Origin of the sequence: Streptomyces avicenniae, assembly GCF_000719135.1 — a bacterium.
GTDB lineage: Bacteria > Actinomycetota > Actinomycetes > Streptomycetales > Streptomycetaceae > Streptomyces > Streptomyces avicenniae.
Genome location: NZ_JOEK01000007.1, coordinates 205467 through 230907, shown reverse-complemented (window position 1 = coordinate 230907; position 25441 = coordinate 205467). Strand labels below are relative to the sequence as shown.

The 25441-nt window shown below is 75.3% G+C and carries 24 protein-coding genes; 10 read left to right on the top strand and 14 right to left on the bottom strand.

Annotated features, from left to right (window positions below):
• Window positions 1–7 precede the first annotated feature (7 nt).
• Window positions 8–1435 (top strand): MocR-like pyridoxine biosynthesis transcription factor PdxR, encoded by a 1428-nt coding sequence (gene pdxR, locus IF27_RS13605; protein WP_223291051.1) that lies wholly within the window; start codon window positions 8–10, stop codon window positions 1433–1435.
• A gap of 36 nt (window positions 1436–1471) precedes the next feature.
• On the opposite strand, the gene IF27_RS13600 is transcribed toward pdxR, so the two are convergent.
• The 8 genes from IF27_RS13600 to IF27_RS13565 all read right to left on the bottom strand — a co-directional run bounded on the left by IF27_RS13600 (window position 1472) and on the right by IF27_RS13565 (window position 9049).
• Complete coding sequence (locus IF27_RS13600; protein WP_052849784.1) at window positions 1472–2935, bottom strand: MFS transporter; 1464 nt, start codon at window positions 2933–2935, stop codon at window positions 1472–1474.
• Between the two features lie 48 nt (window positions 2936–2983).
• Entirely contained in the window at window positions 2984–3490 is a 507-nt protein-coding gene (locus tag IF27_RS13595; protein ID WP_052849783.1) for a cupin domain-containing protein, read from the bottom strand.
• Between the two features lie 188 nt (window positions 3491–3678).
• Window positions 3679–4797: a phosphoserine transaminase gene (gene serC, locus IF27_RS13590; protein WP_052849782.1), complete on the bottom strand. Its 1119-nt coding sequence runs from the start codon at window positions 4795–4797 to the stop codon at window positions 3679–3681.
• Between the two features lie 81 nt (window positions 4798–4878).
• Entirely contained in the window at window positions 4879–6159 is a 1281-nt protein-coding gene (locus tag IF27_RS13585; RefSeq protein WP_052849781.1) for a cytochrome P450 family protein, read from the bottom strand.
• Window positions 6156–6755: a GTP-binding protein gene (locus IF27_RS13580; RefSeq protein WP_420822006.1), complete on the bottom strand. Its 600-nt coding sequence runs from the start codon at window positions 6753–6755 to the stop codon at window positions 6156–6158. Before IF27_RS13580 ends, IF27_RS13585 begins: the two co-directional genes overlap by 4 nt.
• The gene (locus tag IF27_RS13575; RefSeq protein WP_052849780.1) at window positions 6736–7098 is read right to left on the bottom strand and encodes a DUF742 domain-containing protein; all 363 of its coding nucleotides are present in this window, start codon (window positions 7096–7098) and stop codon (window positions 6736–6738) included. The genes IF27_RS13580 and IF27_RS13575 overlap by 20 nt, the downstream gene beginning before the upstream one ends.
• Entirely contained in the window at window positions 7095–7577 is a 483-nt protein-coding gene (locus IF27_RS13570) for a roadblock/LC7 domain-containing protein (RefSeq protein ID WP_052849779.1), read from the bottom strand. The genes IF27_RS13575 and IF27_RS13570 overlap by 4 nt, the downstream gene beginning before the upstream one ends.
• The gene (locus tag IF27_RS13565) at window positions 7574–9049 is read right to left on the bottom strand and encodes a sensor histidine kinase (RefSeq protein ID WP_052849778.1); all 1476 of its coding nucleotides are present in this window, start codon (window positions 9047–9049) and stop codon (window positions 7574–7576) included. The genes IF27_RS13570 and IF27_RS13565 overlap by 4 nt, the downstream gene beginning before the upstream one ends.
• A gap of 174 nt (window positions 9050–9223) precedes the next feature.
• Here IF27_RS13565 and IF27_RS13560 point away from each other — a divergent pair, with 174 nt between their 5' ends.
• The 3 genes from IF27_RS13560 (at window position 9224) to IF27_RS13550 (ending at window position 15111) form a co-directional block, all read left to right on the top strand.
• Window positions 9224–12064 (top strand): FAD-binding and (Fe-S)-binding domain-containing protein, encoded by a 2841-nt coding sequence (locus IF27_RS13560; protein ID WP_052849777.1) that lies wholly within the window; start codon window positions 9224–9226, stop codon window positions 12062–12064.
• A gap of 227 nt (window positions 12065–12291) precedes the next feature.
• Window positions 12292–13551, top strand: a complete 1260-nt coding sequence (locus IF27_RS13555) for a glucarate dehydratase family protein (RefSeq protein WP_110945847.1) — start codon at window positions 12292–12294, stop codon at window positions 13549–13551.
• 27 nt (window positions 13552–13578) lie between these two features.
• Window positions 13579–15111: a sodium:solute symporter family protein gene (locus IF27_RS13550; RefSeq protein ID WP_052849776.1), complete on the top strand. Its 1533-nt coding sequence runs from the start codon at window positions 13579–13581 to the stop codon at window positions 15109–15111.
• 72 nt (window positions 15112–15183) lie between these two features.
• On the opposite strand, the gene IF27_RS13545 is transcribed toward IF27_RS13550, so the two are convergent.
• The gene (locus IF27_RS13545) at window positions 15184–15912 is read right to left on the bottom strand and encodes a class I SAM-dependent methyltransferase (RefSeq protein ID WP_052849846.1); all 729 of its coding nucleotides are present in this window, start codon (window positions 15910–15912) and stop codon (window positions 15184–15186) included.
• A 57-nt stretch (window positions 15913–15969) separates the two neighbouring features.
• Window positions 15970–16569 (bottom strand): TetR/AcrR family transcriptional regulator, encoded by a 600-nt coding sequence (locus tag IF27_RS13540; protein WP_052849775.1) that lies wholly within the window; start codon window positions 16567–16569, stop codon window positions 15970–15972.
• Window positions 16570–16721: 152 nt separating this feature from the next.
• Here IF27_RS13540 and IF27_RS13535 point away from each other — a divergent pair, with 152 nt between their 5' ends.
• Both IF27_RS13535 and IF27_RS13530 read left to right on the top strand, forming a co-directional pair.
• The gene (locus IF27_RS13535; RefSeq protein ID WP_052849774.1) at window positions 16722–17624 is read left to right on the top strand and encodes an SDR family oxidoreductase; all 903 of its coding nucleotides are present in this window, start codon (window positions 16722–16724) and stop codon (window positions 17622–17624) included.
• A 129-nt stretch (window positions 17625–17753) separates the two neighbouring features.
• Entirely contained in the window at window positions 17754–18176 is a 423-nt protein-coding gene (locus IF27_RS13530; protein ID WP_052849845.1) for a DnaJ family domain-containing protein, read from the top strand.
• 22 nt (window positions 18177–18198) lie between these two features.
• On the opposite strand, the gene IF27_RS13525 is transcribed toward IF27_RS13530, so the two are convergent.
• Both IF27_RS13525 and IF27_RS13520 read right to left on the bottom strand, forming a co-directional pair.
• Window positions 18199–19071 carry a PhzF family phenazine biosynthesis protein gene (locus tag IF27_RS13525; RefSeq protein ID WP_052849773.1) on the bottom strand — a complete coding sequence of 291 codons (873 nt, stop codon included), beginning with the start codon at window positions 19069–19071 and terminating at the stop codon, window positions 18199–18201.
• On the bottom strand, window positions 19071–20153 hold the full coding sequence (locus IF27_RS13520; protein WP_052849772.1) for a citrate synthase 2: 1083 nt from the start codon (window positions 20151–20153) through the stop codon (window positions 19071–19073). Before IF27_RS13520 ends, IF27_RS13525 begins: the two co-directional genes overlap by 1 nt.
• 240 nt (window positions 20154–20393) lie before the next feature.
• Here IF27_RS13520 and pdxH point away from each other — a divergent pair, with 240 nt between their 5' ends.
• Complete coding sequence (gene pdxH, locus IF27_RS13515) at window positions 20394–21023, top strand: pyridoxamine 5'-phosphate oxidase (protein ID WP_052849844.1); 630 nt, start codon at window positions 20394–20396, stop codon at window positions 21021–21023.
• A 330-nt stretch (window positions 21024–21353) separates the two neighbouring features.
• Here the strand turns inward: pdxH and IF27_RS31565 are convergent, their stop codons facing one another.
• Window positions 21354–21683 carry a VOC family protein gene (locus tag IF27_RS31565; RefSeq protein WP_052849771.1) on the bottom strand — a complete coding sequence of 110 codons (330 nt, stop codon included), beginning with the start codon at window positions 21681–21683 and terminating at the stop codon, window positions 21354–21356.
• A 146-nt stretch (window positions 21684–21829) separates the two neighbouring features.
• On the opposite strand from IF27_RS31565, the gene IF27_RS31045 reads away from it, so the two are divergent.
• Both IF27_RS31045 and IF27_RS13500 read left to right on the top strand, forming a co-directional pair.
• Window positions 21830–22051 (top strand): CGNR zinc finger domain-containing protein, encoded by a 222-nt coding sequence (locus IF27_RS31045; protein WP_052849770.1) that lies wholly within the window; start codon window positions 21830–21832, stop codon window positions 22049–22051.
• A 137-nt stretch (window positions 22052–22188) separates the two neighbouring features.
• Window positions 22189–23598 (top strand): PAS domain-containing protein, encoded by a 1410-nt coding sequence (locus tag IF27_RS13500; RefSeq protein WP_052849769.1) that lies wholly within the window; start codon window positions 22189–22191, stop codon window positions 23596–23598.
• Between the two features lie 45 nt (window positions 23599–23643).
• Here the strand turns inward: IF27_RS13500 and IF27_RS13495 are convergent, their stop codons facing one another.
• Window positions 23644–24405: an SIS domain-containing protein gene (locus tag IF27_RS13495; protein ID WP_052849768.1), complete on the bottom strand. Its 762-nt coding sequence runs from the start codon at window positions 24403–24405 to the stop codon at window positions 23644–23646.
• A 209-nt stretch (window positions 24406–24614) separates the two neighbouring features.
• Here IF27_RS13495 and IF27_RS13490 point away from each other — a divergent pair, with 209 nt between their 5' ends.
• Window positions 24615–25307: an iron-dependent transcriptional repressor DtxR gene (locus IF27_RS13490; protein ID WP_052849767.1), complete on the top strand. Its 693-nt coding sequence runs from the start codon at window positions 24615–24617 to the stop codon at window positions 25305–25307.
• Window positions 25308–25441: the final 134 nt, after the last annotated feature.

Genomic DNA, 25441 nt, shown 5'->3' with positions numbered 1-25441 from the left:
TGGTCCCGTGCCGGAATCCGACCTGCACCTCGACCTGTCACCGACCGGCCCGCGCCGCGCCGCCCTCGCGGCGGCGCTGCGGGACGCCGTCAGGACGGGACGACTCGCCCCCGGCACCAGGCTGCCGCCGTACCGCGCGCTGGCCGCCGACCTGGGCGTCGCGCGCAACACCGTCGCCGACGCGTACGCCGCACTCGTCGCCGAAGGCTGGCTCACGGCGCGCCAGGGCTCCGGCACACGCGTCGCGGAACGCGTCGCCGCGCGGCCGACGAGCGCCCCCGGGAAGCCCCCGCCGCACGCGGCCCACGCCCCGCACGACCTGCGCCAAGGCCAGCCCGACGCCACCGCGTTCCCCCGTACCGCCTGGATCGCCGCCGTACGCCGCGCCGTGACCGCCGCCCCGCACGACGCCTACGCGCCAGGCGACCCGCAGGGGCGGCCCGAACTGCGCGCCGCGCTCGCCGACCACCTCGCACGCGTACGCGGCGTGCGCACGTCCCCCGACCACATCGTCATCTGCTCAGGCGTCGCCCACGGCCTGCGGCTGCTCCTCGGCGGCGGCGTCCTGGCCGGTCCGCTGGCCGTCGAGCCGTACGGCCTGCCGTTCCACCGCGGCATCCTGGACGCGGCCGGCGTCCGCACCGTCGCGCTCGGCCTCGACCCCGCCGGCGCCAGGACCGACCTGCTCGCCACCCACCCCGGCACCACGGGACGGCACGGCGCCCGCGCCGTACTCCTCACGCCGGCCCACCAGTTCCCCACCGGCGGCCCCCTGGCCCCCGCCCGCCGCACGGCCGCCGTGGACTGGGCGCGGGCCCGTGGCGGCGTCGTGCTGGAGGACGACTACGACGGCGAGTTCCGCTACGACCGCGAACCCGTCGGCGCCGTCCAAGGGCTCGACCCCGACCACGTCGTCCACCTCGGCTCGGTCAGCAAGAGCCTGTCCCCGGCGATCCGCCTCGGCTGGATGGTCCTGCCGCCGCGCCTGACCGACGCCGTCCTCGCCGCGAAGGGGCAGCGCGAGGCGTGGGCGGGCGTCACCGACCAGCTCGCGCTCGCCGACTTCCTCACCTCGGGGCAGTACGACCGGCACGTCAGGCGCATGCGGCAGCGCTACCGTACGCGCCGCGCCGCGCTCCTCGACGCGCTCGCGCGCACCGCCCCGCACGTCGAGGTCACCGGCATCGCCGCCGGGCTGCACGCCGTCCTGCGGCTCCCCGACGGCACCGAGGCGGCCACGGTCGCGGCGGCGGCCCGCGCGGGCCTGGCCCTCGACGGCCTCGCCGCCTTCCGCCACCCCGACAGCCCGCAACCGCACCGCGACGGCCTGGTCGTCGGCTACGCCACGCCCCCCGACCACCGCTTCCCCGCCGCCCTCGACGCGCTGCGCCGCGTCCTCCCCCCGCCGCCGCAGCACGGCGCGGGCGCCGCCTGAGCCAGGCGGCGCCCGCGTTCGTCCCTCCGCCGCCGGTCAGACGGGGACGACCTCACGGCCCTCCGCCGCGGGGGCGTGCCGCGCGACGTACGCCGCCCCCGGCCCGCGCAGCCCGAGCGCCACCAGCGCCGTGACCGCGATCCCGGCAGCCGCTACGAACACCGCCGTGCGCAGGCCCTCGGTGGTCGCGGAGCGGAGCGCTTCGCCGCCCAGGCCGTCGAGCCCCGCGTTGGCCACCGCCACCAGCAGCGCGAGCCCCACGGCGCCGCCGACCTGCTGACTCGTCGAGGCGACCCCCGAGGCGATGCCTTGGTCCTCCGCCGCGACCCCGAGCGCGGCGGCACCGAACATCAGCGTGTAGCCCGCCCCCTGCCCGATGCCCAGCACGACGAGGCCGGGCACCAGGGCCAAGTACGAGGCGTCCGTCGCCATCGCGGCCCCGGCGAGCACCGCGCCCGCGCCGCCGACGACCAGCGAGGCGACCAGGACCGGACGGATGCCGTGCCGGGTGGCCAGGCGCCCGGCCGTCTGCGAGCCCAGCGCGATGGCGGCCATGGGCACCAGGAACGCGAGACCGGTCGTCAGCGCGTCGTAGCCGTGCACGCCCTGGAAGTAGACCGTCAGGAAGTACAGCAGCGTCCCGAACGTGCCCATGTAGAGGAACGTCACGGCCGTGCCCACGCTCAGGTTCCGGTTGCGGAAGAGGCGCAGGGGCAGCAACGGGTCGGCGCTGCGCAGCTCGACGCCGACGAATCCGGCGAGCAGCACGGCGCCCCCGACGGCGGCGGCCAGCACCTGGGGCGAGAGCCAGCCGGACTCCGGGCCCTGGACCAGCGCGAACACCACCGCCGTGACCCCGAGCGTCGAGGTCAGCGCGCCGACGACGTCCACGGAGCGTCCGCCGCGCCGCGCCGCGTCGGGGGCGATCACCACGAACGCGAGCAGCGCGGCGGCCCCGGCCAGCGGGACGTTCACGAAGAACACCGACTCCCAGCCGAACGCGTCCGTCAGCACACCGCCGAGCAGCGAGCCGAGGATCATGCCGCTGCCCCCGGCCGTGCCCCACACGGCGAACGCCCGGTTGCGCTCCCGGCCCTCGGCGAAGCCCGTGGAGACGAGGGTCAGCGTCGCGGGGAAGAGGAAGGCGCCGCCGACGCCCTGGAGGGCGCGCGCCGCGATCAGGAGCGCCGGTGATCCGGCCAGGCCCCCGAGCAGCGAGGACGCGGCGTACAGGCCGAGGCCGAGGACGAACATCCGCCGGGGCCCGAACAGGTCGCTCGCCCGGCCGCCGAGCAGCAGGAAGCCGCCGAAGGCCACGGCGTACGCGCTGATGACCCACTGGAGGTTCTGCGCGGAGAAGCCGAGGCCCGAGCCGATCTCGGGCAGGGCGACATAGACGATGTTGTAGTCGATGGAGATGATCAGCTGGGCGAACGCCAGCAGCGCGAGGGTCGGTCCTGGACGGCGGCGGGGCGCCGTCTCCGGTGCGGTGACGGGCATGGCGAGGTCTGCTTTCCGGGGCGGGACGAGGGGGGCGGCGGCGGGCCGTCAGCGTGCGGCGAGCGCCTGCTGCCACACCGGGCTGTCGAAGTAGTGGTTGTCGTACTGCTCGGAGCTGTCGCGGATGTCCTGGACGGTGGCCTCGCCGCGGTGGACGCGCTCCAGGAGGCGGTAGTAGTCGAAGCGGTGCAGCCCCGGCGTGAACACGACGAGCAGCTCCGCCTCCGCGCCGGGGGCCGGGGCGAAGGCGTGCGGCACGGTCGGCGGCACCGTCAGGAAGTCGCCCTTGCCGAGGGTCAGGACCGTGTCGTCCACGAGGATGCGCATCGTGCCGTCCAGGACGAAGAACAGCTCGGTGGCCTTGGTGTGGAAGTGGGCCGGGGCGCCGGGGGAGCCCTTCGCGAAGGTCGCCTTGTTGGCGGTGAGCGCGCCGCCCGTGGCGCCCGCGTCGGCGAGGAGGGTGATCAGGCTCGTGGCGCCGTCCTGGAGGGTCTCGGCCTCCTCGGCGCGGACGAGCACGGGGCGGGTGCGGGGCGTGGTGCTGCTGGTGTCCATGACGTCTCCCCTGTCGGGTGGGTCCTTGCTGTCACCACCGACGTTACGGCCGCGGAAGACCCGTCATGAGGTGCATTGAAGGGCCACTTCCGTGGGTCAATTCCCGGCGGCACCCTGGCCGGGACGCACCGGTGCCCGGCACCCCGCGAACGGGGGGCCGGGCACCGGGACGAGCGCGCCGTGCGGCGTCAGAGGCGTTCGATCACGTAGTCCACGCAGCGCGTCAGCGCCTCGACGTCGTCCGGCTCGATCGCCGGGAACATCGCGATCCGCAGCTGGTTGCGGCCCAGCTTGCGGTACGGCTCGGTGTCCACGATCCCGTTGGCCCGCAGCGCCTTCGCGACGGCCGCCGCGTCCACGCCGTCCGCGAAGTCGATCGTCCCGATGACCTGCGAACGCTGCTCGGGGTCCGTCACGAACGGCGTCGCGTACTCCGACTTCTCCGCCCACGCGTACAGCCGCCCGGACGAGTCGGCCGTGCGCGCGGTCGCCCAGTCGAGGCCGCCCTGCCCGTTGATCCACTCCAGCTGGTCCGCGACGAGGAACAGTGTCGTCAGCGCCGGGGTGTTGTACGTCTGGTTCTTCTTCGAGTTGTCGATCGCCGTCGGCAGCGAGAAGAACTCGGGGATGTGCCGCCCGGACGCCGCGATGCGCTCCGCGCGGGCCAGGGCCGCCGGGGAGAACGCCGCGATCCACAGGCCGCCGTCCGCCGCCAGCACCTTCTGCGGCGCGAAGTAGTAGACGTCGGTCTCGGTGATGTCCACCGGCAGGGCGCCCGCGCCCGACGTCGCGTCCACCAGCACGAGCGACCCGTCGTCCGCCCCGGGGACGCGCGCGATGGGCGCGGCGACACCGGTGGACGTCTCGTTGTGCGTGAAGGCGTACGCGTCGGCGCCGCGCTCGGCGCGCGGCTGCGGGTGCGTGCCGGGGTTGGCGGTGATGATGGTCGGCTCGTCCAGCCAGGGCGCCTTGCTGGCGGCCTTGGCGAACTTCGAGGAGAACTCCCCGAACGACAGGTGCTGCGACTTCGCCTCGATCAGGCCGTGCGTCGCGACGTCCCAGAACGCGGTGGTCCCGCCGTTCCCGAGCACCACCTCGTAGTCCTCCGGCAGCGAGAACAGGGAGCGTACGCCGTCGCGCACCCGCCCGACGAGGTTCTTGACCGGCGCCTGCCGGTGGGAGGTGCCGAGCAGGGAGGTACCGGTCGCGGCCAGGGCGGCGAGCGCCTCGGTGCGCACCTTGGAGGGGCCCGCGCCGAACCGGCCGTCGGCGGGCTTGATGTCAGCGGGGATCTGGATATCGGCCACGGGCCGGAGCGTAGTCCCTCCGGCGCCCCTCCCGCACATCAGGACCAGGGGATGAACAGCGGCGCCGCCCCGCGGCCCGGTTCAGCGCCCGCCCGCCCCCCGTTCCGCCGTGGGCTGGAAGCGCACCGGGAGCGCCGCCAGGCCGCGCCGCCAAGGCGAGGGGCGGCGCGACGGGGCGCCGCCCTGGGTGTCGGGGGCGATGTCGGGCAGCCGGTCGAGAAGGACCTCGACGCCGGTGCGCGCGACGGTCTCGGCGATCTCCTGGGCGGGGAACGGGCAGCGGTGCGTGCCGTGGCCGAAGGAGAGGTAGGCGCGGTTGCCCGCCGTGCTGATGCCGGTGAGGCCCGTCACCCAGAACGCGGCCTCGGCGTCGGCGCCCGCCGCGCGGCGGATCTCGGGGTCGCCGTTGGCGCCCTGAAGGCCGAGGACGAGGAGGTCCCCGGCGGCGATGCTGCGTCCGCCGAGCTGGGTGGCGCGGGTGGCGCGGCGGCCGGGGGCGTTCTGCGTCGGGGTGTCGTCCCACAGCACCTCGTGCAGGGCGTCGCCCGCGTTGTGCCTGCCGCCGGAGACGGGCGCGGAGAAGCGGTCGTCCGTCAGCATCAGGCGCAGGGTGCTGCCGATCCAGTCGGCGGTGGGGCGGTGGCCCGTGGTGAGGAGGGCCGTCGTGTCGCGCGTCACCTCCTCGTCGGTGAGGGCGCGCGGGTCGGCGAGGAGGCGGGAGACGAGGTCGGGGCCGCGGCCGTCGCCGGAGCCTGGCGGTGGCGCGGTGGCGCGGCGGCGGGTGACGAGCGCGGCCACGGCCGCCGTCAGGTCGGCGCGGGCCGTGCTGCCTTCGTCGCCCTCGCCGCCCTCGTCGGGTGGCGCGCCGAGCGCGGCGGCGACCAGGTGCGCCTCTGCGTCGGGGAAGCCACAGAGCCCGGTCAGGACGCGGGCGGTCAGCGGCTCCGCGAAGTCGGCGGTCAGGTCGGCGCGGCCCCGGGCGCAGAAGGTGTCCACCAGGGCGTCGGCGGCGCGTTCCGCGGCGCGGCGCAGGCCGAGCGGCTCGGTGGCCTCCAGGGCGTCCCCGAGCGCGCCCGCGCGGCGCTCGTGGGCGTCGCCGTCGAGCGCGGCGAGGGACGGCGGCCCGCCGTGCCCCGCCGTCCCCGGGTCGCGCGCGAAGATCTCGGGATGGCCCGCGACGTGGTGCGCCTCGCGGTAGCCGATGACCAGCCAGGCGGGCCGCCCGCCGGTCAGCGTCACCGGCACGACCGGCCCGTGCCGGTCGCGCAGGCGCCGGTACAGGGCGGCGGGATCGCCCGCGAACCGCGTGCCGTCCAGGGGCACGGCGCCGGGGGTGGCGTGGGGTGGGGTGTCGGGCGTCATACGGCGGTCTCCCGGCCGGACAGGTGGTGCACGAGGGTGAGGAGGACGGCCTTGCACGAGGCGCGGGACCTGGCGTCGCAGTCCATGAGCGGCACGTCCTCCCGCAGGTCGAGCGCCTCGCGTATCCGGGCGTGGCTGTGGCGCGGCCCGCCGAAGTCGTTGTGCGCGACGACGAACGGCGTGCCCTGCGCCTCCAGCCGGTCGATGGCGTACCAGGAGTCGGCGAGCCGCCGCGTGTCCACCAGGACGACCGCGCCCAGCGCGCCCGTGAACAGCCGGTCCCACAGGAAGCGGAAGCGCTCCTGCCCCGGCGCGCCGAAGAGGTAGAGGACGGTCCGCTCGTCCAGCGCGATCCGCCCGAAGTCGAACGCGACGGTCGTCCCGCCCTTGCCGCGCACGCCGGTGAGGTCGTCCACGTCCTGCCCGGCGCGCGTCATGATCTCCTCCGTGTCCAGCGGCCTGATGTCGCTGACGGAGCGGACGAGCGTCGTCTTGCCCGCGCCGAGGCCACCGGCGACCAGGATCTTCAGGCCGGTGTCCACGGAGGGCCCCAGGGGTGGGGGGCCGGGGAGCGGGTCAGAGATTACGGAGTCCAACGAGTACCTGCTCCAGGAGTCGGGGGTCGGCCTGCCCGGCGGACGAGGCCCGGGCGCGGCGGACGGACACGCCGCCGGAGACGAGCAGTTCGCCGAGCATCATCCGCACGAGCGTGACGGGCAGGCCCAGTTCTGCCGCGAGCTCGACCACGGCGGCCGGGCGGCGGCAGCGGCGCAGGATGCGCGCGTGCTCCGACTGCATGCCGGGGACCGGTTCCGCCTCGCTGACGACGAGGGTGACCAGGTCGAACGAGGCGGCGGCGGCGCGGGCGGCGCGCCCGCGCGTCCCGACGAGGGTGTACAGACGCGCGGGGTCGTCGTCGTCCCGGCCCGCCGGGCTCATGCTCTGTCGCCGCCCGGGCCCGTGGCCGGGTCCGCGCCCTCGCGGGGCGCGGCGCTCAGGTACTCGCCGAGCTGCTCGACCAGCTCCGTCATGTTGTGGCCGATCAGCCCGGCGTCCGCGTCGTCGTCGGCGACGAGCGCGAGGTGTGCCCCCGAGCCCGCCTCGACGATGAACAGCAGGCCGCCGTAGAACTCGGTCATCGACTGCCTGACGCCGCCGGTGCCGTCGCCGAACTCGATGGACGCGCCGTGCGCCAGGGACTGCATCCCCGCCGCGATCGCGGCCAGTTGGTCGGCCGAGTCCTCGGACAGCTCGGGCGTACGGCTCAGCTTCAGCCCGTCGCGTGACAGCACGAGGGCGTGGCGTGCGCCGGGGGTGCGGCTGACGAGGCCGGTCAGCAGCCAGGCGAGGCGGTCGTCGGCGGTGCCGGGGCCGTGGTCCGTCCGTGCCTGGGGGGCACCCGGGGAAAGGGCGGTCATGGGGTGTCGTCCTCCAGGGGCGGGGTGGTGCGGTCGGTGTCCTGCGTTCCGCCCTGGACGGCGCGCCGGAACGCGCCGAAGCGTGCCGCCGATTCGGCGGGGGAGTGCGGCCGGGCGGCGCCGTTCCCGCTGCTGTGGGTGCTGCCTTCGCCGTCGTCCGTGCGGTGGGCCGCCGCGCGGGCCGCGCGGTCGCCGGTGAGCGTGCCGCCCCGGCGGCGCTGCGGCAGGCCGCCTGGGCCTGTCGCGGGCCGTTCGGCCGGTGCCGCCTCCGGGCCCGGGGCCGGGGGGAGTTCTGCGGGCTTCGGCGCGGCGGCGAGGCGGCGGGTGCGGACCGTCCTGCCCGTCTCCAACGCGGCGGCGCCCTGCGGACCTTCCGGCCGGTGCGCGGTGATCAGTTCCTGCGGCACGAGGAGCAGCGCGCCGGTCCCGCCGCGCGCCGAGGGGCGGAACGAGACGGACAGCCCGTGCTTGCTCGCCAGCACGCCGACGACGGCGAGGCCGAGCCGCGTGCCGGAGAGCGTCGTCAGGTCGATGGCGTCGCTGGCGACGGCCCGTTCGGCGCGCCGCAGGGCCGCCTCGCTCATGACGAGGCCGCTGTCCTCGACGGTGACGACGACCCCGGTCGGCACCTGCTCGGTGTAGACGTGGACCTCGGCGGTGGGCGGCGAGAAGTTGGCCGCGTTGTCGAGCAGTTCGGCGAGGGCGTGCATGACGGCCTCGGCGGCGTGCCCGGCGACGGCGACGTCGAGCGCCGAGTGCAGCCGCACGCGCTGGTAGCCGCCGATGCGGCCCATCGCGCCGCGCAGCACGCTCTCCATGCCGATGGGTTTCGGCCAGCGCCGGCCCGAGCGCGCCCCGGTGAGGACGGCGATGCTGTCGGCGAGCCGCCCGGCCTGGGCCGTGCGGTGGTCGAGGAGCAGCAGGTCCTCCAGCACGGCGTCCTCGGTGTGCCGGTGCTCCATCTCGCGCAGGCTGGCGAGCGTGCTGGTGGCGAGGGCCTGCATCCGCCCTGCGGCGTTGGCGCAGGCGGCGGTCGCCGCGGCCTTGCTCGCCTCGCTGCGCCCGATCTCGGTGGCGAGGACGCGCATGACCTGCCGTGACGCCTCGTCGGCCGGTTCCGGGAAGGACGCGAGGACGGTCTCGGGCGACGCGCCGCCGCGCAGCCTGGCCACCATCTCGGGCACGGTCCCGCCGACGAACGCCTCCGCCTCGCGGTCGGCCTCCACGAGCGCGCGGCGCAGGGCCCGGTGGGCGCCGCCCGCGCGGACGGCCAGGGTGACGGCGGTGACCAGCGCCGCCCCGGCGACGCCCGCGCCGACGGCGAGCGGGGCCCTGAAGGATGCGGGGGCCGCGAGGACGGCGGCGAACCAGCCGCCCGCGGCGACAGCGGTGGAGAGCGCGAGGGCGAGGAGGGTGTGCCTGAGGGGAGGACGCGCCGTCCAGCGGCGCGCCGGGGGGATGTGCGCTGTCATGAACGAATCCCTGGGGCCGGGAGACGGGTGGTGCAAGTGGCCCACACTATAGGCGGCTTGGGGTCACAACAGGGCAACTCTTCTTTCGGAAAATGAACGTTTTCCTCCGCCCCTCGTCGTTCGCGATCGGACACGCCGCGCGGCGCGCCGCTCCGCAGGGTGCACGCTGGGGGCATGGAGCCGATTCTGCACACAACGGAGCTGGCGGCGGCGCTGCGTTCGGCCGTGCGCGGCACGGTCGATTTCGGCACGGCGGCGCGCGCCCTGACGACGATGGACGCCTCGAACTACCGGCGCGTGCCGGTCGGCGTCGTCGCCCCGCGTGACGCGGACGACGTGGCCGCCGCGCTGGCCGTCTGCCGGGAGCACGGCGCGCCCGTCGTCCCGCGCGGCGGCGGCACGAGCATCGCCGGACAGGCCACGGGCACCGGCGTCGTCCTCGACTTCACGCGCCACATGAACCGCGTCCTGCACGTCGATCCCGACGCGCGCACGGCGGTGGTGCAGCCCGGTGCGGTCTGCGACACGCTGCGCGCCGCCGCCGCACCGCACGGCCTCACGTTCGGCCCCGACCCGTCCACCCACAGCCGCTGCACGCTCGGCGGCATGATCGGCAACAACGCCTGCGGCTCCCACTCCGTCGCCTGGGGCACGACGGCCGACAACGTGCGCGCCCTCGACGTCCTCACGTACCGGGGCGCGCCCGCCCGCCTCGAACGCGGCGGCGCGGGCGTGCCCGAGGGGCTGCGGCGCGGCGTGGACGAGCTGGTCTCCGCGCGGCTGGCGCTGCTGCGCACCGGCTATCCCGACCTGCCGCGCCGCATCTCCGGCTACGCCTTGGACGAGTTGCTGCCGGAGAAAGGACGGGACTGGGCGCGCGCCTTCACCGGCAGCGAGGGCACGCTCGGTGTCCTCACGGAGGCGACGGTCCGGCTGGTCGAGGCGCCACGGGCGCGGGCGCTCGCCGTCCTCGGCTTCCCCGACGAGTCGGCCGCCGCCGAGGCCGCCCCCGGGCTGCTCGCCCACGGGCCGCTGACCGTCGAGGGCATGGCGGCCGACCTCGTGCCGTCCCCCGCCGCGCGGGCCGCGCTGCCGCCCGGCGGGGCGTGGCTGTTCGTCGAGGCGGGCGGCGACAGCCCGGCCGAGGCGGAGCAGCGGGCCCGCGCGCTCGGCCGCGCGGCCGGGGACGCGACCACCGGGCTGCGCGTCGTCACCGCTCACGCGGAGCAACGGCTGCTGTGGCGCGTGCGCGAGGACGCGTCGGGCACGGCGACGCGCATGCCGGACGGCGGGGAGGCGTGGCCCGGCTGGGAGGACTGCGCGGTGCCGCCGCAGCGACTCGGCGCGTACCTGCGGGAGTTCCGCGGGCTGCTGCGCGACCACGGCCTGCGGGGCGCGCCGTACGGGCACTTCGGGGACGGCTGCGTTCACATTCGCATCGACTTCGACCTCCTCACGGCGGACGGCATCGCGCGGTTCCGCGAGTTCGGCGGCGAGCTGGCCGATCTCGTCGTCGCGCACGGCGGATCGCTGTCAGGCGAGCACGGCGACGGCCTCGCGCGCGCCGCGCTGCTGCCCCGGATGTACGGGGCCGAACTGGTCGGCGTCTTCGGCGACTTCAAGGACCTGTGGGACCCGGACGGCGCCCTCAACCCCGGCGTCCTGGCGCGCCCTGCGGCGATCGACGCGCACCTGCGGTTCGCCGGGATGCCGCGGCGTCCTGAACCCGTCGCGTTCGCCTACCCGCAGGACGGCGGCGACTTCTCCGCGGCGGTGCGCCGCTGCGTCGGCGTCGCCAAGTGCCGCGAGACGACGCCGGGTTCCGGCGTGATGTGCCCCTCGTACCGGGCCACGGGCGAGGAGACGCACTCGACGCGCGGCCGGGCCCGGCTGCTGCACGAGATGCTGATCGGCGAGGTCGTGACCGACGGGTGGCGCTCCGACGAGGTCCGCGAGGCGCTGGACCTGTGCCTGTCCTGCAAGGGCTGCCGCAGCGACTGCCCGGTCGGCGTGGACATGGCCACGTACAAGGCCGAGTTCCTGCACCACCACTACGCCGGGCGCCGCAGGCCCGCCGCCCACTACGCGCTGGGCAGGCTGCCCGAGTGGCTGCGGCTCGTCGCCGCGCTGCGCGCCGCGCCCGCCGCGAACGCCGCCGCGCGCGTCCGTCCGCTGGCGGCCCTGGCCAAACGCCTGGCGGGCGTCGCACCCGAGCGGGCCGTCCCGCCGCTCGCCGCGCGGCCGTTCACCCGGCGGTGGCGCGGCGCCCCGGGGCGCGCCGCGACCGGGCGGCCCGTCGTGCTCTTCCCCGACACCTTCACCAACCACCTGTCGCCCGAGGCGGGCGACGCGGCGGCCGACGTGCTGACGGACGCCGGGCTGCGCCCCGTCGTCCCGCCGCGCACGGTCTGCTGCGGCCTCACGTACGTCACGACGGGGCAGCTCGACCGCGCCCGCGCCGTCATGCGCCGCACCCTCGACCACCTCGCGCCCGCGCTCGACGCCGGGCTTCCCGTGACCGTCCTGGAGCCGCCCTGCGCCGCCGCGCTGCGCACCGACCTGCCCGAGCTGCTGCCGGACGACCCCCGGGCCAGGCGGCTCGCGGACGGCGTGCGGACGTTCGCCGAGACGCTGGAGGAGTACGCCCCCGACTGGCAGCCGCCGCATGTCGGGCGGCCCGTCGTGGGCCAGACCCACTGCCACCAGCACGCCGTCCTCGGCGACGCCGCCGACCGGCGGCTGCGGGAACGCGCGGGCCTCACCGGCGACCTGGCGGCGGGCTGCTGCGGCCTCGCGGGCAACTTCGGCTTCGAGCGCGGCCACCACGCCGTGTCCGTCGCCTGCGCCGAGGAGACGCTGCTGCCCGCCGTACGGTCGGCGCCGCCGGGGGCTGTGCTGCTCGCGGACGGCTACTCGTGCCGCACCCAGCTCGACCAGCTCGGCGGCGGCCGGGCGCGGCACCTGGCCGAGGTGCTGGCCGCCGCGCTGCGGACGGCGGGCGACGCCCCGGGGTGAGCCCCACGCGGCGGTACGGGACGGCACGGCGGTGAACTCCCGCCGTGCCGTTTGCCGTTCAGCCAGCTGAACGAGGACCCGGCCGGGCGGCCGTGCCCGGACCCTTGACGCTCCTGGGGCGCACTCCTACAGTTGCGTTCCGTCCGTTCAAGATAATGTTCCCCGTTCAGATAGATGAATGGGCGGGGGCGAGTGAGTGCCGTCAGACGATGTGGATGAACCGCCCTATGCGCATACGTGACCTCACCATCACCCCCGTCGCCTTCCGCGACCCGCCGCTCCTCAACGCCTCGGGCGTGCACGAGCCGTGGGCCCTGCGGGCGATCGTCGAGATCGTCACCGACGAGGGCGTCACCGGGCTCGGCGAGACCTACGGCGACCTGGCCCAGCTCGAACGGCTCCACGCCGTCGCCCCCCTGCTCACCGGCATCGACGTCCACGCGCACCACGCCCTGTACGCCGCCGTCGCCGCGGGCCTCGGCGGCGACGTCGTCTCCGACCGCCACGGCCTCATCGGCGCCTCCACCCCCCGCAAGACCGTGGACTCCGTCTTCTCCCCCTTCGAGGTCGCCTGCCTCGACATCCGCGGCAAGGCCGCCGGACTGCGCGTCGCCGACCTCCTCGGCGGGCCCGTACGCGACGCCGTCCCCTACAGCGCCTACCTCTTCTACAAGTGGGCCGCCCACCCCGGCGCCACCCCCGACCGCTTCGGCGCGGCCCTCGACCCCGCCGGGATCGTCGCCCAGGCCCGGCTGTTCATCGAGGAGTACGGCTTCGGCTCGATCAAGCTGAAGGGCGGCGTCCTGCCGCCCGACCAGGAGATCGACGCCGTCCTCGCCCTGCACGACGCCTTCCCCGGCGTCCCCCTGCGCCTCGACCCCAACGCCGCCTGGACGCCCGAGACCTCGGTCCGCGTCGGCACGGCGCTCGCCGGTGTCCTCGAATACCTGGAGGACCCCACCCCCGGCATCGAGGGCATGGCACAGGTCGCCCCCCAGGTGCCCATGCCGCTCGCCACCAACATGTGCGTCGTCACGCACGAACACCTGCCGCCCGCCGTGGCCCAGGGCGCCATCGGCGTCCTCCTGACCGACCACCACTACTGGGGCGGCCTGCTGCGCTCCTCCCATGTCGCCTCGCTGTGCGACACGTTCGGCATCGAACTGTCCATGCACTCCAACACCCACCTGGGCATCAGCCTCGCCGCCATGACCCAACTCGCCGCCGCCACACCGGGGCTCACGCACGCCTGCGACACCCACACCCCGTGGCAGGACGGCCAGGACGTCGTCGCCCCCGGCGCCCTGCGCTTCGTGGACGGCGCCGTCCCCCTGCCGGAAGGGCCGGGCCTCGGCGTCGAGTTGGACCGCGACGCCCTCGCCAGGATGCACCGGCAGTACCTCGACTGCGGCGTCCGCCACCGCGACGACACCGCGTACATGCGGACCTTCGCCCCCGACTTCGTTCCCAAGCGAGCCCATTGGTAAGTCCCTTCCCTTCTCAAGGAGCCGCGGATGTCCGCGTTGGACTGGATCGTGGTCGCCGGTTACTTCCTCGTGGTCGTAGCCATCGGCTGGTGGTCGAAGAACCGCATTCACAGCGTCGCCGACTTCTTCACGGCGCGCGGACAGATCCCGTGGTGGCTGTCCGGCATCTCGCACCACATGTCCGGCTACAGCGCGGTGATGTTCGTGGCGTTCGCCGCCGTCGCCTACAACGACGGCGTCACCGTCTACTTCTGGTGGCCGCTGACGATCGGCCTCGGCGTCGGCGTCGGCGCGTTCCTCTTCGCGGCCCGCTGGAACCGGCTGCGCGCCAAGCACGGCGTCGCCTCCCCGCTCGAATACCTCACGCAGCGCTACAACCTGCCGACCCAGCAGGTCCTCGCCTACAGCGGCGCGGCCCTCAAGGTCGTGGACATCGCCGCCAAGTGGGTCGCCATCTCGGTGCTGCTCCAGGGCTTCGCGGACATCCCCCTGGAGACCGGCATCCTCTTCACCGGCGTCGCCACCATGGCGTACATGACGGTCGGCGGGCTGTGGGCGGACGTCCTCACCGACATGGGCCAGTTCGTCATCCAGGCGGTCGCGGGCGTCGCCATGCTGGTCGCGGTCATGATCGAGCTGGGCTTCGACTTCCCCTTCACCATGTGGGGCGACCTGCCCGACGGGCACGGCGACCCGGTCAACGGCTCGGTCACCACCTGGCTCATCCTCGCGTTCCTGCTGGTCAAGACCTTCGAGTACAACGGCGGCATGTGGAACCTGGCGCAGCGCTACATGGCCGCGCCCTCCGGCTCCGAGGCGAAGCGCGCGGCGGCGCTGTCCAGCGCGCTGTGGCTCGTGTGGCCGCTGATCCTCTTCCTGCCGATGATCGCCGCGCCCCTGATCGTGCCCGGGCTCGGCAACGGCGAGGAGTCGTACATCGCGCTCGCCCAGGAACTGCTGCCCGCCGGGCTCATCGGGCTGATGCTCGCGGGCTTCTTCTCCCACACCATGGCCATGGTCGCGTCCGACTCGAACGTCATCACCGCCGTCATCACGCGCGACATCGCGCCGGTGCTGGTGCCGCGCGTACGGCGTATGACGGACGCGGCGCAGCTGCTGTTCGCGCGGATCACGACCGTGCTGTTCGTGTCCGTCAGCATGACCCTGGCCATCGCGACGGGCGGCGAGGGATTCGTCCTCGAAACCACCGTCGAACTCGTCGCGGCGACGATGGGACCGATCTCCATCCCCCTGATGCTCGGGCTGCTGCCCTGGTTCCGCCGGATCGGGCCCACGGCGGCCATCACGTCCTGGGCCGGTGGGCTGCTCGTCTGGTACCTGGTGCGCTACGTCGCCGAGGACTCGACGCAGGCGGCGATCGTCGGGCTGCCGCTGCTCACCTCGCTCGTCCTCTACCTCGGCGTGGGGCTGCTGCGGCCCGAGCGGACCGCGGAGCGCGACGCGCTGCTCGACTCGCTGAACACCGACCCGGTCGAGGACGCGGGCGGCGCGGCGACCGTCCCGCCGCAGGGGCGGACGCCGGGCGTCACCGCGGGCTGAGCGCCGCCGCCCGCCGCCCCACGTCCACCCGTCCGCCCCCGCCGTCCACGCGGGGGCGGACGGGCCCCGCACTCACGCCTCGGGCCGCCTGGCCACGAACACGAACTCCTTTCCGGGGCGGTCCGGCGCGTCCCGCACCTCACGGACGGCGAACCCGTGGGCGGCCAGCTCGGCCTCCACCTCGTCCCGCTCGCGGAAACGCAGCGTCGAGTCGGACGTCAGCCTCCGGCCGTCGGCGAAGACGTACGTCCAGCGGAACGTCACCAGCGGCCAGGCCACCTCGGTCAGCTCGGCCCAGGTCTCGACGGCGCCGACGCCCGGCACGTCCGTGACCTTGTGCGTCGCCCCGCGGTTCCAGCCCTCCCAGGCGCGCCGCGCCGGGTCCCGCGTCTCGAACACCAGGTGCCCCCCTGGCCGCAGCGCGGCGTGGGCCCCGGCCAGCGTCCCGTGCCACGCCCCGGGATCCACGATCGCCTGGGCGACGTTGCCCGTCATCGTCGCCAGATCGGCGCGCAGCGGGGGCAGCGCGGTGGCGTCGCCGTGCAGCCAGGTGACCCGCTCCGCGCCCGGCTTGGCACGCGCCACGTCGAGCGACGCCCCGGCCGGGTCCACGCCGACCACCTCCACGCCGCGCCCGGCCAGCAGGAGCGCGAAGACCCCCGTGCCGCAGCCGATGTCCAGCACGCGCCGCGCGCCGAGTTCGTCCACGAGGCGCAGATAGGCGTCGAGATCGAGGCGGTCGGACTCGACCGGGTCGTAGAGCGGGGCAAGCCGGGGATCGTTGAACAGCTCGTCAGCCATGCGGGCGACCGTACGCGGCACGGGTCGCGGGCCCCACCGGGTTTCCCGCGCGGCCGATCAGCCGCGCGGACGCAGCCCCGAGAGCGCGGTCTCCACTATGGCGTCGGCGTACTCGACGGTGAGCGGCCCGCTGCGCTGGAGCCAGCGGTTGGTGACCGGGCCCCAGATGATGTCCACCACGAGGTCGAGATCGGCGGTCTCCGTGAGCTGACCGGCGCGCTGCGCGCTGCGCAGACGCCGCTTCTTCAGCTCCTTCATGGGCTCGCCCAGCCGCTCGGTGTAGGCGGCGGACAGCTCCGGGTCGTGCGCGATCTCGGTGGTGAGCGCGCGCATCGGCTCGTCGTAGGCCGGGTCGTTCAGCTCGGTGACCGTCGCGCGCAGGACCTGCTTCAGGTCCGCCTCCAGGTCGCCGGTGTCGGGCAGTTCGGCGCTCTGCGCCTCGGCGTCCTCGGACAGCATGAGGAACGCGTCGAACAGCACCGCGCCCTTCGACGGCCACCAGCGGTAGATCGTCTGTTTGCCGACACCGGCCCGTGCGGCGATGCCCTCGATGCTGAGCTTCGTGTAGCCGACCTCGCCGACCAGTTCGAAGGCGGCGGTGAGGATCGCGCGGCGGGCGGTCTCGCTGCGGCGTGCCGTGTTGGGGCGCTGCGTCATGACCCCAGCCTACCCATTCGCGAGACGAGACGCACCGTCTTGACGGTCCGCCGCCCCGCTTGCTACATTCATTCCAGTGAGCGAGACGGGCCGTCTCGTCTCGCCAGGGGCGGCGCCCAGCCGCTCAGCCGCCATGACGACGGGAGACCAGCATGACCACCACCGCCACAGTTGCCACCGCCGCCACCACCGATGCCGCCGCCCCGCGTGTCTGGTTCGTCACCGGCGCCGGACGCGGCCTCGGCCGCGCCTTCACGGCCGCCGCCCTCGGCCGGGGCGACCGTGTCGCCGCCGCCGTCCGCACCACGGGAACCCTGGACGACCTCGCCGCCGAACACGGCGACCGGCTGCTCGTCCTCCCCCTCGACGTGACGGACCGCCAAGCCGTCACCGCCACGGTCCGCCGGGCCGCAGCCCACTTCGGACGCCTCGACATCGTCGTCAACAACGCGGGCACCATGGCCCTCGGCATGGTCGAGGAGTTCACCGAGGAGGCCGCCCGCGCCCAGTTCGACGTCAACTTCTTCGGGGCCCTGTGGGTCTCCCAGGCCGTGCTGCCGGTCCTGCGGGCTCAGGGGTCGGGACACATCGTCCAGATATCGAGCATCGGCGCCCTGGGCGGCCACCCCAGCACCGGCCTGTACAGCGCGAGCAAGTTCGCGCTGGAGGGCATGAGCGAGGCGCTCGCCCAGGAGGCCGCCGAGTTCGGTGTCCGGCTGACCCTCGTCGAGCCCGGCGGGTACTGGACCGACCTCTATCTGAGCATGACGTCCGCCGACCCGCTCCCGGCCTACGACCCGCTGCGTGCGCGGCTGGCCGAGCACGCGGGGGAGAGCACGGACAGTCTTCCGCACCTCGCGGCGGAGGCGGTGCTGAAGCTCGTGGACAGCGACGACCCGCCGCTGCGTCTCCTGCTCGGCAGCGCCGTGTACGACCACGCGATGGACACCACGCGCCGCCGCAGGGAGACATGGGAGGCCTGGGAGGAGATATCCCGCGCCGCCGAGCACCCCGTCCCGATGCCCGAGGGCTACGGCCAGGAGGCCCGCGCCTGACCGTCCTGGGCTCCCGGCACGGGGGACGGAGTCCCGGTGGCCCCGTCGCGGCACGGGCTCACCGGGAGACGCCGGAGCGGACACCGCCGCCTCCTGACGCGCCGCGCGTCGGGCGGTACCGTCGGGGGCATGACCGAACGCAAGCCGCCCGGCGTTCCCTTCGAGTCGTGGATCGACAAGCAGATCCGTGAGGCCGAGCAGCGCGGCGACTTCGCGAATCTCCCCGGCCGCGGCAAGCCGCTGCCCGATGCGCGCGAGCCCTACGACGAGCTGTGGTGGGTGCGCCGGAAGGCGGCGGCCGAGGGCCTGTCCCACCTGCCGCCCAGTCTCGCGCTGCGCAAGGAGGCGGAGGACGCGCACGCGGCGGCGCTCGCCGCGCCCACCGAGGCCGCCGCCCGCCGCCTCCTCGACGGCATCAACGAGAAACTGCGCGCCGCCGCGCGCCGTCCGCCCGAGGGCCCGCCGCTGCGGCGGCCACCGTTCGACGTCGATGACGTGCTGGCCGAGCGGCGCGCCGCCAGGTCCGACCCGTCGGCCGGGGGCGACGGCTGACGCCGCCGCGCCCCCGCGCCGGTCAGTCCGGCAGCCGCACCGTGCCCTCGCCCACGATCACCGTGTGCCCGCCGACCGAGACCGAGGCCAGCGCGCCGTCCCGCGTACGGGCCGAGGCGTGCAGGTCGCTCGGCCGCCCCATGGCCACGCCCTGGTCGATCCGCAGCCCGTACTCCTGGGCCCGGCAGCCGTGCCGCTGCGCGAGCGTCGCGGCCAGCCCCGCCGCTGCCGACCCGGTCGCCGGGTCCTCGCCGCCCTCCAGCATGTCGGGGAACGAACGGGCGTACAGCCGCCCGCCGTCCGTGAGGTGCCCGGCGAAGACGTAGATGCTGGCCGCCCAGCCGTCGGCCGGGCCCGCCTGCCACGCGGCCCGGTCGAACACCGTCCGGTCCACGGACGCCCGGTCCGCGAGCCTGACGAAGCAGAACGGCAGCCCGACGCCGCCGTACCACGTCTCCACGACGTCCTCCGGCGGCACCGAGAGCGCCGCCGCCACGGCCGTCACCGAGGGGTAGTGGTCGGGCGTCTCGTAGGGCGAGGCCAGCGTGAGGCGGCTGAACGTGCCCGCCACCTCGACCGTGACGAGCCCGACGCCCTCCTCCAGCACCAGCCTGTCCCGCACCGCGCCCCGCGCCGCCAGCACGGCGGCCGTGCCGACCGTGGGGTGCCCGGCGAACGGCAGCTCGGAGCCGGGCGTGAAGATCCGCAGGCGCCGCGTGTGCGCCGGGTCGTCCGGCGGCAGGACGAACGCGCTCTCCGAGAAGTTGAACTCCCGCGCCAGCGCCTGCATCTCGTCGTCGGACAGCCCCCGCGCGTCCGGCAGGACGGCCAACTGGTTGCCGCCGAAGGCGTGTTCCGTGAACACGTCGGCGAGCACGAAGGTGTACTCCCGCATCAGCCCTCGACCTCCCGCACCCCGCGCGGCGCCGGGCCCACGTAGCGGGCCGACGGCCTGATCAGCCGCCCGGTGCGTTTCTCCTCCAGGATGTGCGCCGACCAGCCCGCCGTCCTGGCGCAGGTGAACATCGCCGAGAACATGCTCGCCGGTACCTCGGCGAAGTCGAGCACGATCGCCGCCCAGAACTCGACGTTCGTCGCCAGCACCCGGTCCGGCCTGCGGGCGGCCAGCTCCGCCAGCGCCGCACGCTCCAGCGCCTCGGCCACCTCGAAGCGCGGCGCCCCCAGCTCACGCGCCGTGCGGCGCAGCACCCGCGCCCGCGGGTCCTCGGCACGGTAGACGCGGTGCCCGAAGCCCATCAGCCGCTCGCCGCCGTCCAGCGCCCGGCGCACGAACGCCGCCGCGTCGCCGGTCCGCTCGACCTCCTCGATCATCCCGAGGACGCGCGCGGGCGCCCCGCCGTGCAGCGGCCCCGACATCGCGCCGACGGCCCCGGAGAGCGCCGCCGCCACGTCGGCCCCCGTCGAGGCGATCACCCGGGCGGCGAACGTGGACGCGTTCATCCCGTGCTCGGCCGCCGACGTCCAGTACGCGTCGAGCGCCGCGACGTGCCGGGGGTCGGGCTCGCCGCGCCACCGGCGCAGGAACCGCTCGGCGATGCCGTCCGCCGCGTCGATCTCCCGCTGCGGCACGACCGGCAGGTCGGCGCCGCGCGCCGACTGCGCGACGAAGCTCAGCGCCATCACGGCCGCCCGCGCCAGGTCGTCGCGTGCCTGAGCGGCGTCGATGTCCAGCAGGGGCCGCAGCCCCCACACCGGCGACAGCATCGCCAGCGCCGCCTGGACGTCCACCCGCACGTCCCCCGAGCGCACCGGGATGGGGAACGGCTCGGCGGGCGGCAGCCCCGGCGAGAAGGCGCCGTCCACCAGGAGCCCCCAGACGCGGCCGAACGGCACCCGCCCGACCAGGTCCTCGATGTCCACGCCCCGGTAGCGGAGCGCGCCGCCCTCACGGTCCGGCTCGGCGATCTCCGTCTCGAACGCGACGACTCCTTCGAGCCCGGGAACGACGTCCGGCATGAAACTGCTCCTCGTGACGGGACGCGTGCGGTACGCGCCTTTGGTGCGGGTAAGTCAGGCGGTCACCTTAACTCCGGGTGTCCGGCGGGCGCAGGGCGCGGGACGGAAGGCGCGCGGCGTACCCGGCGGTCCGCCCGGTACTGCAAGATATGGGCCGTGTCCCACGATGCCGGGCTCCCCGCCCCCGACCGGTCAGCCCCCGACGACCCGCCCGACGGGCCGGTGCCCGACCCGTCCGTCATGCGGGCGAGGTACCGGGCCACGGGCCTGGCCGAGACGGACCTCGCGGCCGATCCCCACGAGCAGTTCGGCCGCTGGTTCGCGCAGGCGGCGGACGGCGGCCTCGCCGAGCCGAACGCGATGGTCCTCTCGACGGCGGACGCGGACGGCCGCCCCAGCGCGCGCACCGTCCTGCTCAAGCACTTCGACGCGGCCGGGTTCGTCTTCTTCACGCACTACGACTCCAGGAAGGGCCGCGAGATCGCGGCCAACGCCGCCGTGTCCCTGCTGTTCCCCTGGCATCCGATCGCCCGCCAGGTGATCGTCACGGGGCGGGCCGGGCGTACGGGGCGGGACGAGACGGCCGCCTACTTCCGCACCAGGCCGCACGGTTCGCAGCTCGGCGCCTGGGCGAGCGAGCAGTCCACACGCGTGGCCTCGCGGGCCGATCTGGACCGGCTCTACGCCGAGCTGGCGCGCCGCTACCCGGAGGGCGAGGACGTGCCCGCGCCGCCGCGGTGGGGCGGCTACCGGGTGGTGGCCGAGACGGTGGAGTTCTGGCAGGGCCGGGACAACCGGCTGCACGACCGGCTGCGCTACGTGCGCCGGGACGACGGGGCGGGCTGGGCGGTCGAGCGGCTGAGCCCGTAGCCGCCGGGGAGCGGGGGGCTTCTGCCCGCACACGCAGACGATCCGCGGGCCTGTGGTCCCCGGAGGCGCGGTGCGCCGCCGGGGAGCCGGCCGGACTTACCGGCGGCCCGCGGATCGGGTGACTGCTGGGAACTGGCCGGCTGTGCCGGCGCCACGTTTCGTGGAGCGTCGGCCGTTAGGCCGCAGCCACCTCACGCGTCCGGTTGTCATACATCTGACGAACCACCTCCCTTCTCGTGTGCGCCCACCGTAGGCGCGCCCCTCCCGGACGGGCAAGGGAATTACGTCCCGCCTTCCCCACGGCGGCAGAGACCCGCCCCGAGGCGCCCGTCACGCGCCGACGACGCAGAAACTGTTGCCCTCCGTGTCGGCCAGGACGACCCAGCCCTCCTCCTCGAACCGCCGCACCTCCGTGGCCCCCGGCCCCCGAATGCGGACGACCTCCCCGGCGAGGTCCTCCAGCGAGGCGGTGTCCTCGCCCGACGTCGCGACCCGGTACCCGGTGACCTCCCGCCAGAACGCGAGCGCACCGGGCAGGTCGAGGCTGTCGATGCGGCTCCACCGGCGCGGCCTGCCCCCCGCCGGGACCGCCGCCGGAGCCGCGGAACGCGACCGGGCCGAGGCGGTGCGCGAGGGCCTGCGCGCGCTGATCGCCGACAACAACGCCGAACCCGTGTCCAGCCCGCACCCCGACGGCCTCGCCCCCGAGACAGGGAACCGCCTCGCCCGGCTCGCCCGCGACCTCCCCCCTCGTCCTCGACGTCACCGCACGCCCGCCCCGCCTGACGCCCCGGGGCGCGCCGTCCGTGGACGCCGCGCTGGCCGCGCTGCTCGCCGTCGCCGTCGTCGCCGACGCCGTGGCGGACGGGACGTGGGCCCGGCTCAAGACCTGCCGTGAACCGAGCTGCCGCTGGGCGTTCTACGACCACTCCCGCAACCGGCGCAGGACCTGGTGCTCCATGGACATCTGCGGCAACCGCGTCAAGGCCCGCGCCTCCCACCGCCGCAGGACCGCCGCACGGCCCTGACCACGCGCCGGGCGACGAGGGGGACAACGGGGGGACAACGGAAAGCGCCGAACGCTGTGTGACGGCCGTCACGATGGAGTTGAATGGGCCCGCGCGCCCGCGACCGGCGCCCACTCTCCTGTGCTGGGGGTATACAGGTGACCACTCCATCCGGCGTTTCCCATGCCCAGCAGGGCTTCGGCCCGCCCGGCGACGCCTCGTCCGCCGCACACGGCGCCGCGCCCCTCCTGCCCGCGCTGCTCGACGGACTCGACTCCGCCCTGTTCGCCCTCGACATCACGGGCCGCGTCACGCACTGGAACCGCCAGGCGGAACGGCTCCTCGGCTGGTCGCGCGACCAGGCCGTCGGCCGCGCCGGACTCGGCGGCTGGGCCGTCCGCGCGTGCGACGAGGCCGACGTGCACGGCCGCCTCGCCGCCGCCGCGCGCCAGCCGGGCGTCCGGATAGCGCAGGAGCTTCCCCTCCTGCGGCAGGACGGCGCCCGGCTGCTCGTCCACGGCGCCGCCGTCGCCTGGACCGACGCCGACGGGCGGCCCGCCGGGGTCTACTGCGCCTTCGGCGAGGCGCGCGCCCGGCTCGCGGGACAGCGCGACCTCGCCCTCGCCGCCGCGCTGCTGGGCGCGTCACCCTGGGCCGTCCTGGTGCTCGACCCCGACCTGCGGACCGTCTCCGTGAACGCCCGCGCCTGCGCCACCCTGAACCTCCCGGCGGCCGAGCTGCTCGGCGAACCCCTCGCCGAGTCCTTCCGCGGCGGGCTCGACGAGCTGGAGAGCGCCCTGGAGCACACCCTCGCCGGGCAGGCCCCCGACGGCCCGGTGGACCTGTGGCTCACCCCGCGCGACGCCGCCGAGGACGCGTTCGCCGACCCCGTGCACGCCGCGGCCACCGGCCTCGGCGGGCCGTCGCGCCGCTGCCTCCAGAGCGGCTTCCTCCGGCTGACCGGCCGGGAGGGCGACGGGGCCGCGCCGCTGGGCGTCGCCTGGCTCTTCGAGGACGTGACGCGCCCCCGCCTCGCGGCCCAGGAGGCGGCGCGCCGCCGCTTCCGCGACAGCCAGCTCGCCCGCGCCACGCGCGCGGCGGCCGAGTGCGAGGACCCGATGGAGGCCGCCGCGCTCCACCTGCACTTCGCGCTGACGGGCTTCGCCGAACACGCGCTGCTCGACGTGCGGGTGCCCGCCACTGGCGTGCTCGTGCGGACCGCCGAGTCCCCCGGCGCCTTCGGCGCGCCCGCCTCGGCGACGCGCGGCGTGCCCGTGCGGTACCGCGCCGGGCACCCGGCGCCGCAGGCGTTGGAGACGGGCGTGCCGGTGCGGGCGACCGGCGGCGTGGGGCGGTCCGGCTGGGCGGCCGACCACCGCTGGCCGAAGGACGCCGAGCACGCCCTGTGCGTCGTCCTGCGCAGCGGCGGCCGGAGCCTGGGGGTCCTCACGTTCCTGCGCGGCGCGGCGCGGCGACCGTTCGACCGGGACGACGTGGCGTTCGGCGAGGACGTCGCCCTGCGCGTGGCCGCGGCCGTTGACCTCGCCCTGCGGACGCCCAGGACGTGAGCGCGCCGCCGCTCCCGTGCGGGACCGGCGGCGCGGCGGGCGCGGTCAGCGGCGCCAGAGGATCTGGTCGGAGCGCTCCGCGAACACCTGCTCGTTCCACTCGGGTCCGCCGTCGATGTTGGCCGACCGCAGCAGCGGCGGCTCCATGCCGGTCGCCGCGATCCGGCCCGCCGCCTCGGCGACGACGGCCTGGAGCAGGGCACAGGTGACGACGGTGGAGGCGGGGGCGAAGGGCGCGCCGATGTCCTCGCGGGTCAGCGTCGCGTCCCCGATCGGGATGCCGGTGTCGAGCACGAGGTCGCAGTTGTCCTTGAGGAAGGTGCCCGACGGGTGGCGCGGCGTCGTGTGCTCTGCGTAGCCGACCGCCGTCACGCCGAGGACGGTGAGACCGCGCTCCCGCGCGTGCCGCGCCATCTCGATCGGCAGGACGTTGCGCCCGGACAGCGAGATGATCACGAGCAGGTCGCCCGGGCGGGACGGGCTGTTGTGCAGGACGGCCGCGGCCAGGCCCGTGACGTGTTCGAGGGCGCTGCCGAGTGTGGCCGGGTTGCCGTCCACCCCCGTGGCGCCCGGGACGCCGAGGAGGTTGACGACGGCGAGGCCGCCGGCGCGGTAGACGAGGTCCTGCGCGGGCAGGGCCGAGTGGCCCGTGCCGCTGACGAAGATCCGTCCGCCCGCGGTCACGGTCCTGGCGATAAGGTCGGCGGCCTGGTCGATGCGGTCCTTCTCCTGCTCGCGGACGCGGCTCAGCAGACCGATGGCGGCGTCGAAGAACTGGTCGGCGAGCGTTCCGGCGCTGTCGCTCATGAGTGGTGGGTCCCCTTCCGCCCATCCGCTGGTGGCACCGGTCCACCTGTGGCGGACCGGCGGGCTCACCGTAAAGGTCTGGACCAGCGGGAAACAAGATCCCCGTGGCGGCGCGCACGGGCCGGAGGCGTTCCGTGACGGGGCCGGTTGTCGGTGGTGTGCGTCAGAATTGGTCCAGGGCCACCGCACGAGATATCGAGGGGCGCTTTATGTCCGGACTTATCGACACCACCGAGATGTATCTCCGCACCATTCTGGAGCTGGAGGAGGAAGGGGTGGTTCCGATGCGGGCCCGCATCGCCGAGCGGCTCGAACAGAGCGGCCCGACGGTGAGCCAGACGGTGGCCCGCATGGAGCGCGACGGGCTGTTGACCGTCGCGGGGGACCGCCATCTGGAGCTGACCGGTGAGGGGCGCAGGCTCGCCCAGCGCGTCATGCGCAAGCACCGGCTCGCCGAGTGTCTGCTCGTGGACGTCATCGGGCTGGAGTGGGAGCACGTCCATGCCGAGGCGTGCCGCTGGGAGCATGTGATGAGCGAGGCCGTCGAGCGGCGCGTCCTCGAACTGCTGAACCACCCGACCGAGTCCCCGTACGGCAATCCCATCCCCGGCCTCGCCGAGCTGGGGGAGAAGGGGGTCGCCGACCCGTTCCTCGCCGAGGGCATGGTCGCGCTCTCCGATCTGGACGCGGCGGGCGGGAAGACGGTCGTCGTCCGGCGGATCGGGGAGCCGATCCAGACGGACGCGCAGGTCATGCAGACGCTGCGGCGAGCGGGCGTGCGTCCCGGGGCGTCGGTGAGCGTGTCCGCCGGTGCCGGGGGGGCCGTCCAGGTCGGCAGCGGCGGCGAGGCCGCCGAGCTGGAGCCGTCCGTGGCGATGCACGTGTTCGTCGCCAAGGGCTGAGCGCGGTCCCGGGGAGCCGCCGAGGCCCGCGGGGGGACCGCCGACGGGCGAGGCCGCCCCGGGGCCCCGAGCTCTCCGGGGTGGCCTCTTCCCTGCTGCATGTCTCCCCGGCGCCACGCCGATCAATCCTGCGC

Excerpts from the sequence above, each read along its gene's own strand:
- IF27_RS13540 (WP_052849775.1), bottom strand. The coding sequence starts at position 16,569 with ATGACGCAGCGCCCCAACACGGCACGCCGCAGCGAGACCGCCCGCCGC.
- IF27_RS13570 (WP_052849779.1), bottom strand. The coding sequence starts at position 7,577 with ATGACCGCCCTTTCCCCGGGTGCCCCCCAGGCACGGACGGACCACGGC.
- IF27_RS13535 (WP_052849774.1), top strand. The coding sequence starts at position 16,722 with ATGACCACCACCGCCACAGTTGCCACCGCCGCCACCACCGATGCCGCC.
- IF27_RS13595 (WP_052849783.1), bottom strand. The coding sequence starts at position 3,490 with ATGGACACCAGCAGCACCACGCCCCGCACCCGCCCCGTGCTCGTCCGC.
- IF27_RS13545 (WP_052849846.1), bottom strand. The coding sequence starts at position 15,912 with ATGGCTGACGAGCTGTTCAACGATCCCCGGCTTGCCCCGCTCTACGAC.
- IF27_RS13585 (WP_052849781.1), bottom strand. The coding sequence starts at position 6,159 with ATGACGCCCGACACCCCACCCCACGCCACCCCCGGCGCCGTGCCCCTG.
- IF27_RS13565 (WP_052849778.1), bottom strand. The coding sequence starts at position 9,049 with ATGACAGCGCACATCCCCCCGGCGCGCCGCTGGACGGCGCGTCCTCCC.
- IF27_RS13555 (WP_110945847.1), top strand. The coding sequence starts at position 12,292 with ATGCGCATACGTGACCTCACCATCACCCCCGTCGCCTTCCGCGACCCG.
- IF27_RS13600 (WP_052849784.1), bottom strand. The coding sequence starts at position 2,935 with ATGCCCGTCACCGCACCGGAGACGGCGCCCCGCCGCCGTCCAGGACCG.
- IF27_RS13520 (WP_052849772.1), bottom strand. The coding sequence starts at position 20,153 with ATGCCGGACGTCGTTCCCGGGCTCGAAGGAGTCGTCGCGTTCGAGACG.
- IF27_RS13560 (WP_052849777.1), top strand. The coding sequence starts at position 9,224 with ATGGAGCCGATTCTGCACACAACGGAGCTGGCGGCGGCGCTGCGTTCG.
- IF27_RS13495 (WP_052849768.1), bottom strand. The coding sequence starts at position 24,405 with ATGAGCGACAGCGCCGGAACGCTCGCCGACCAGTTCTTCGACGCCGCC.
- IF27_RS13550 (WP_052849776.1), top strand. The coding sequence starts at position 13,579 with ATGTCCGCGTTGGACTGGATCGTGGTCGCCGGTTACTTCCTCGTGGTC.
- IF27_RS13525 (WP_052849773.1), bottom strand. The coding sequence starts at position 19,071 with ATGCGGGAGTACACCTTCGTGCTCGCCGACGTGTTCACGGAACACGCC.
- IF27_RS13530 (WP_052849845.1), top strand. The coding sequence starts at position 17,754 with ATGACCGAACGCAAGCCGCCCGGCGTTCCCTTCGAGTCGTGGATCGAC.
- pdxH (WP_052849844.1), top strand. The coding sequence starts at position 20,394 with ATGCGGGCGAGGTACCGGGCCACGGGCCTGGCCGAGACGGACCTCGCG.
- IF27_RS13490 (WP_052849767.1), top strand. The coding sequence starts at position 24,615 with ATGTCCGGACTTATCGACACCACCGAGATGTATCTCCGCACCATTCTG.
- IF27_RS13575 (WP_052849780.1), bottom strand. The coding sequence starts at position 7,098 with ATGAGCCCGGCGGGCCGGGACGACGACGACCCCGCGCGTCTGTACACC.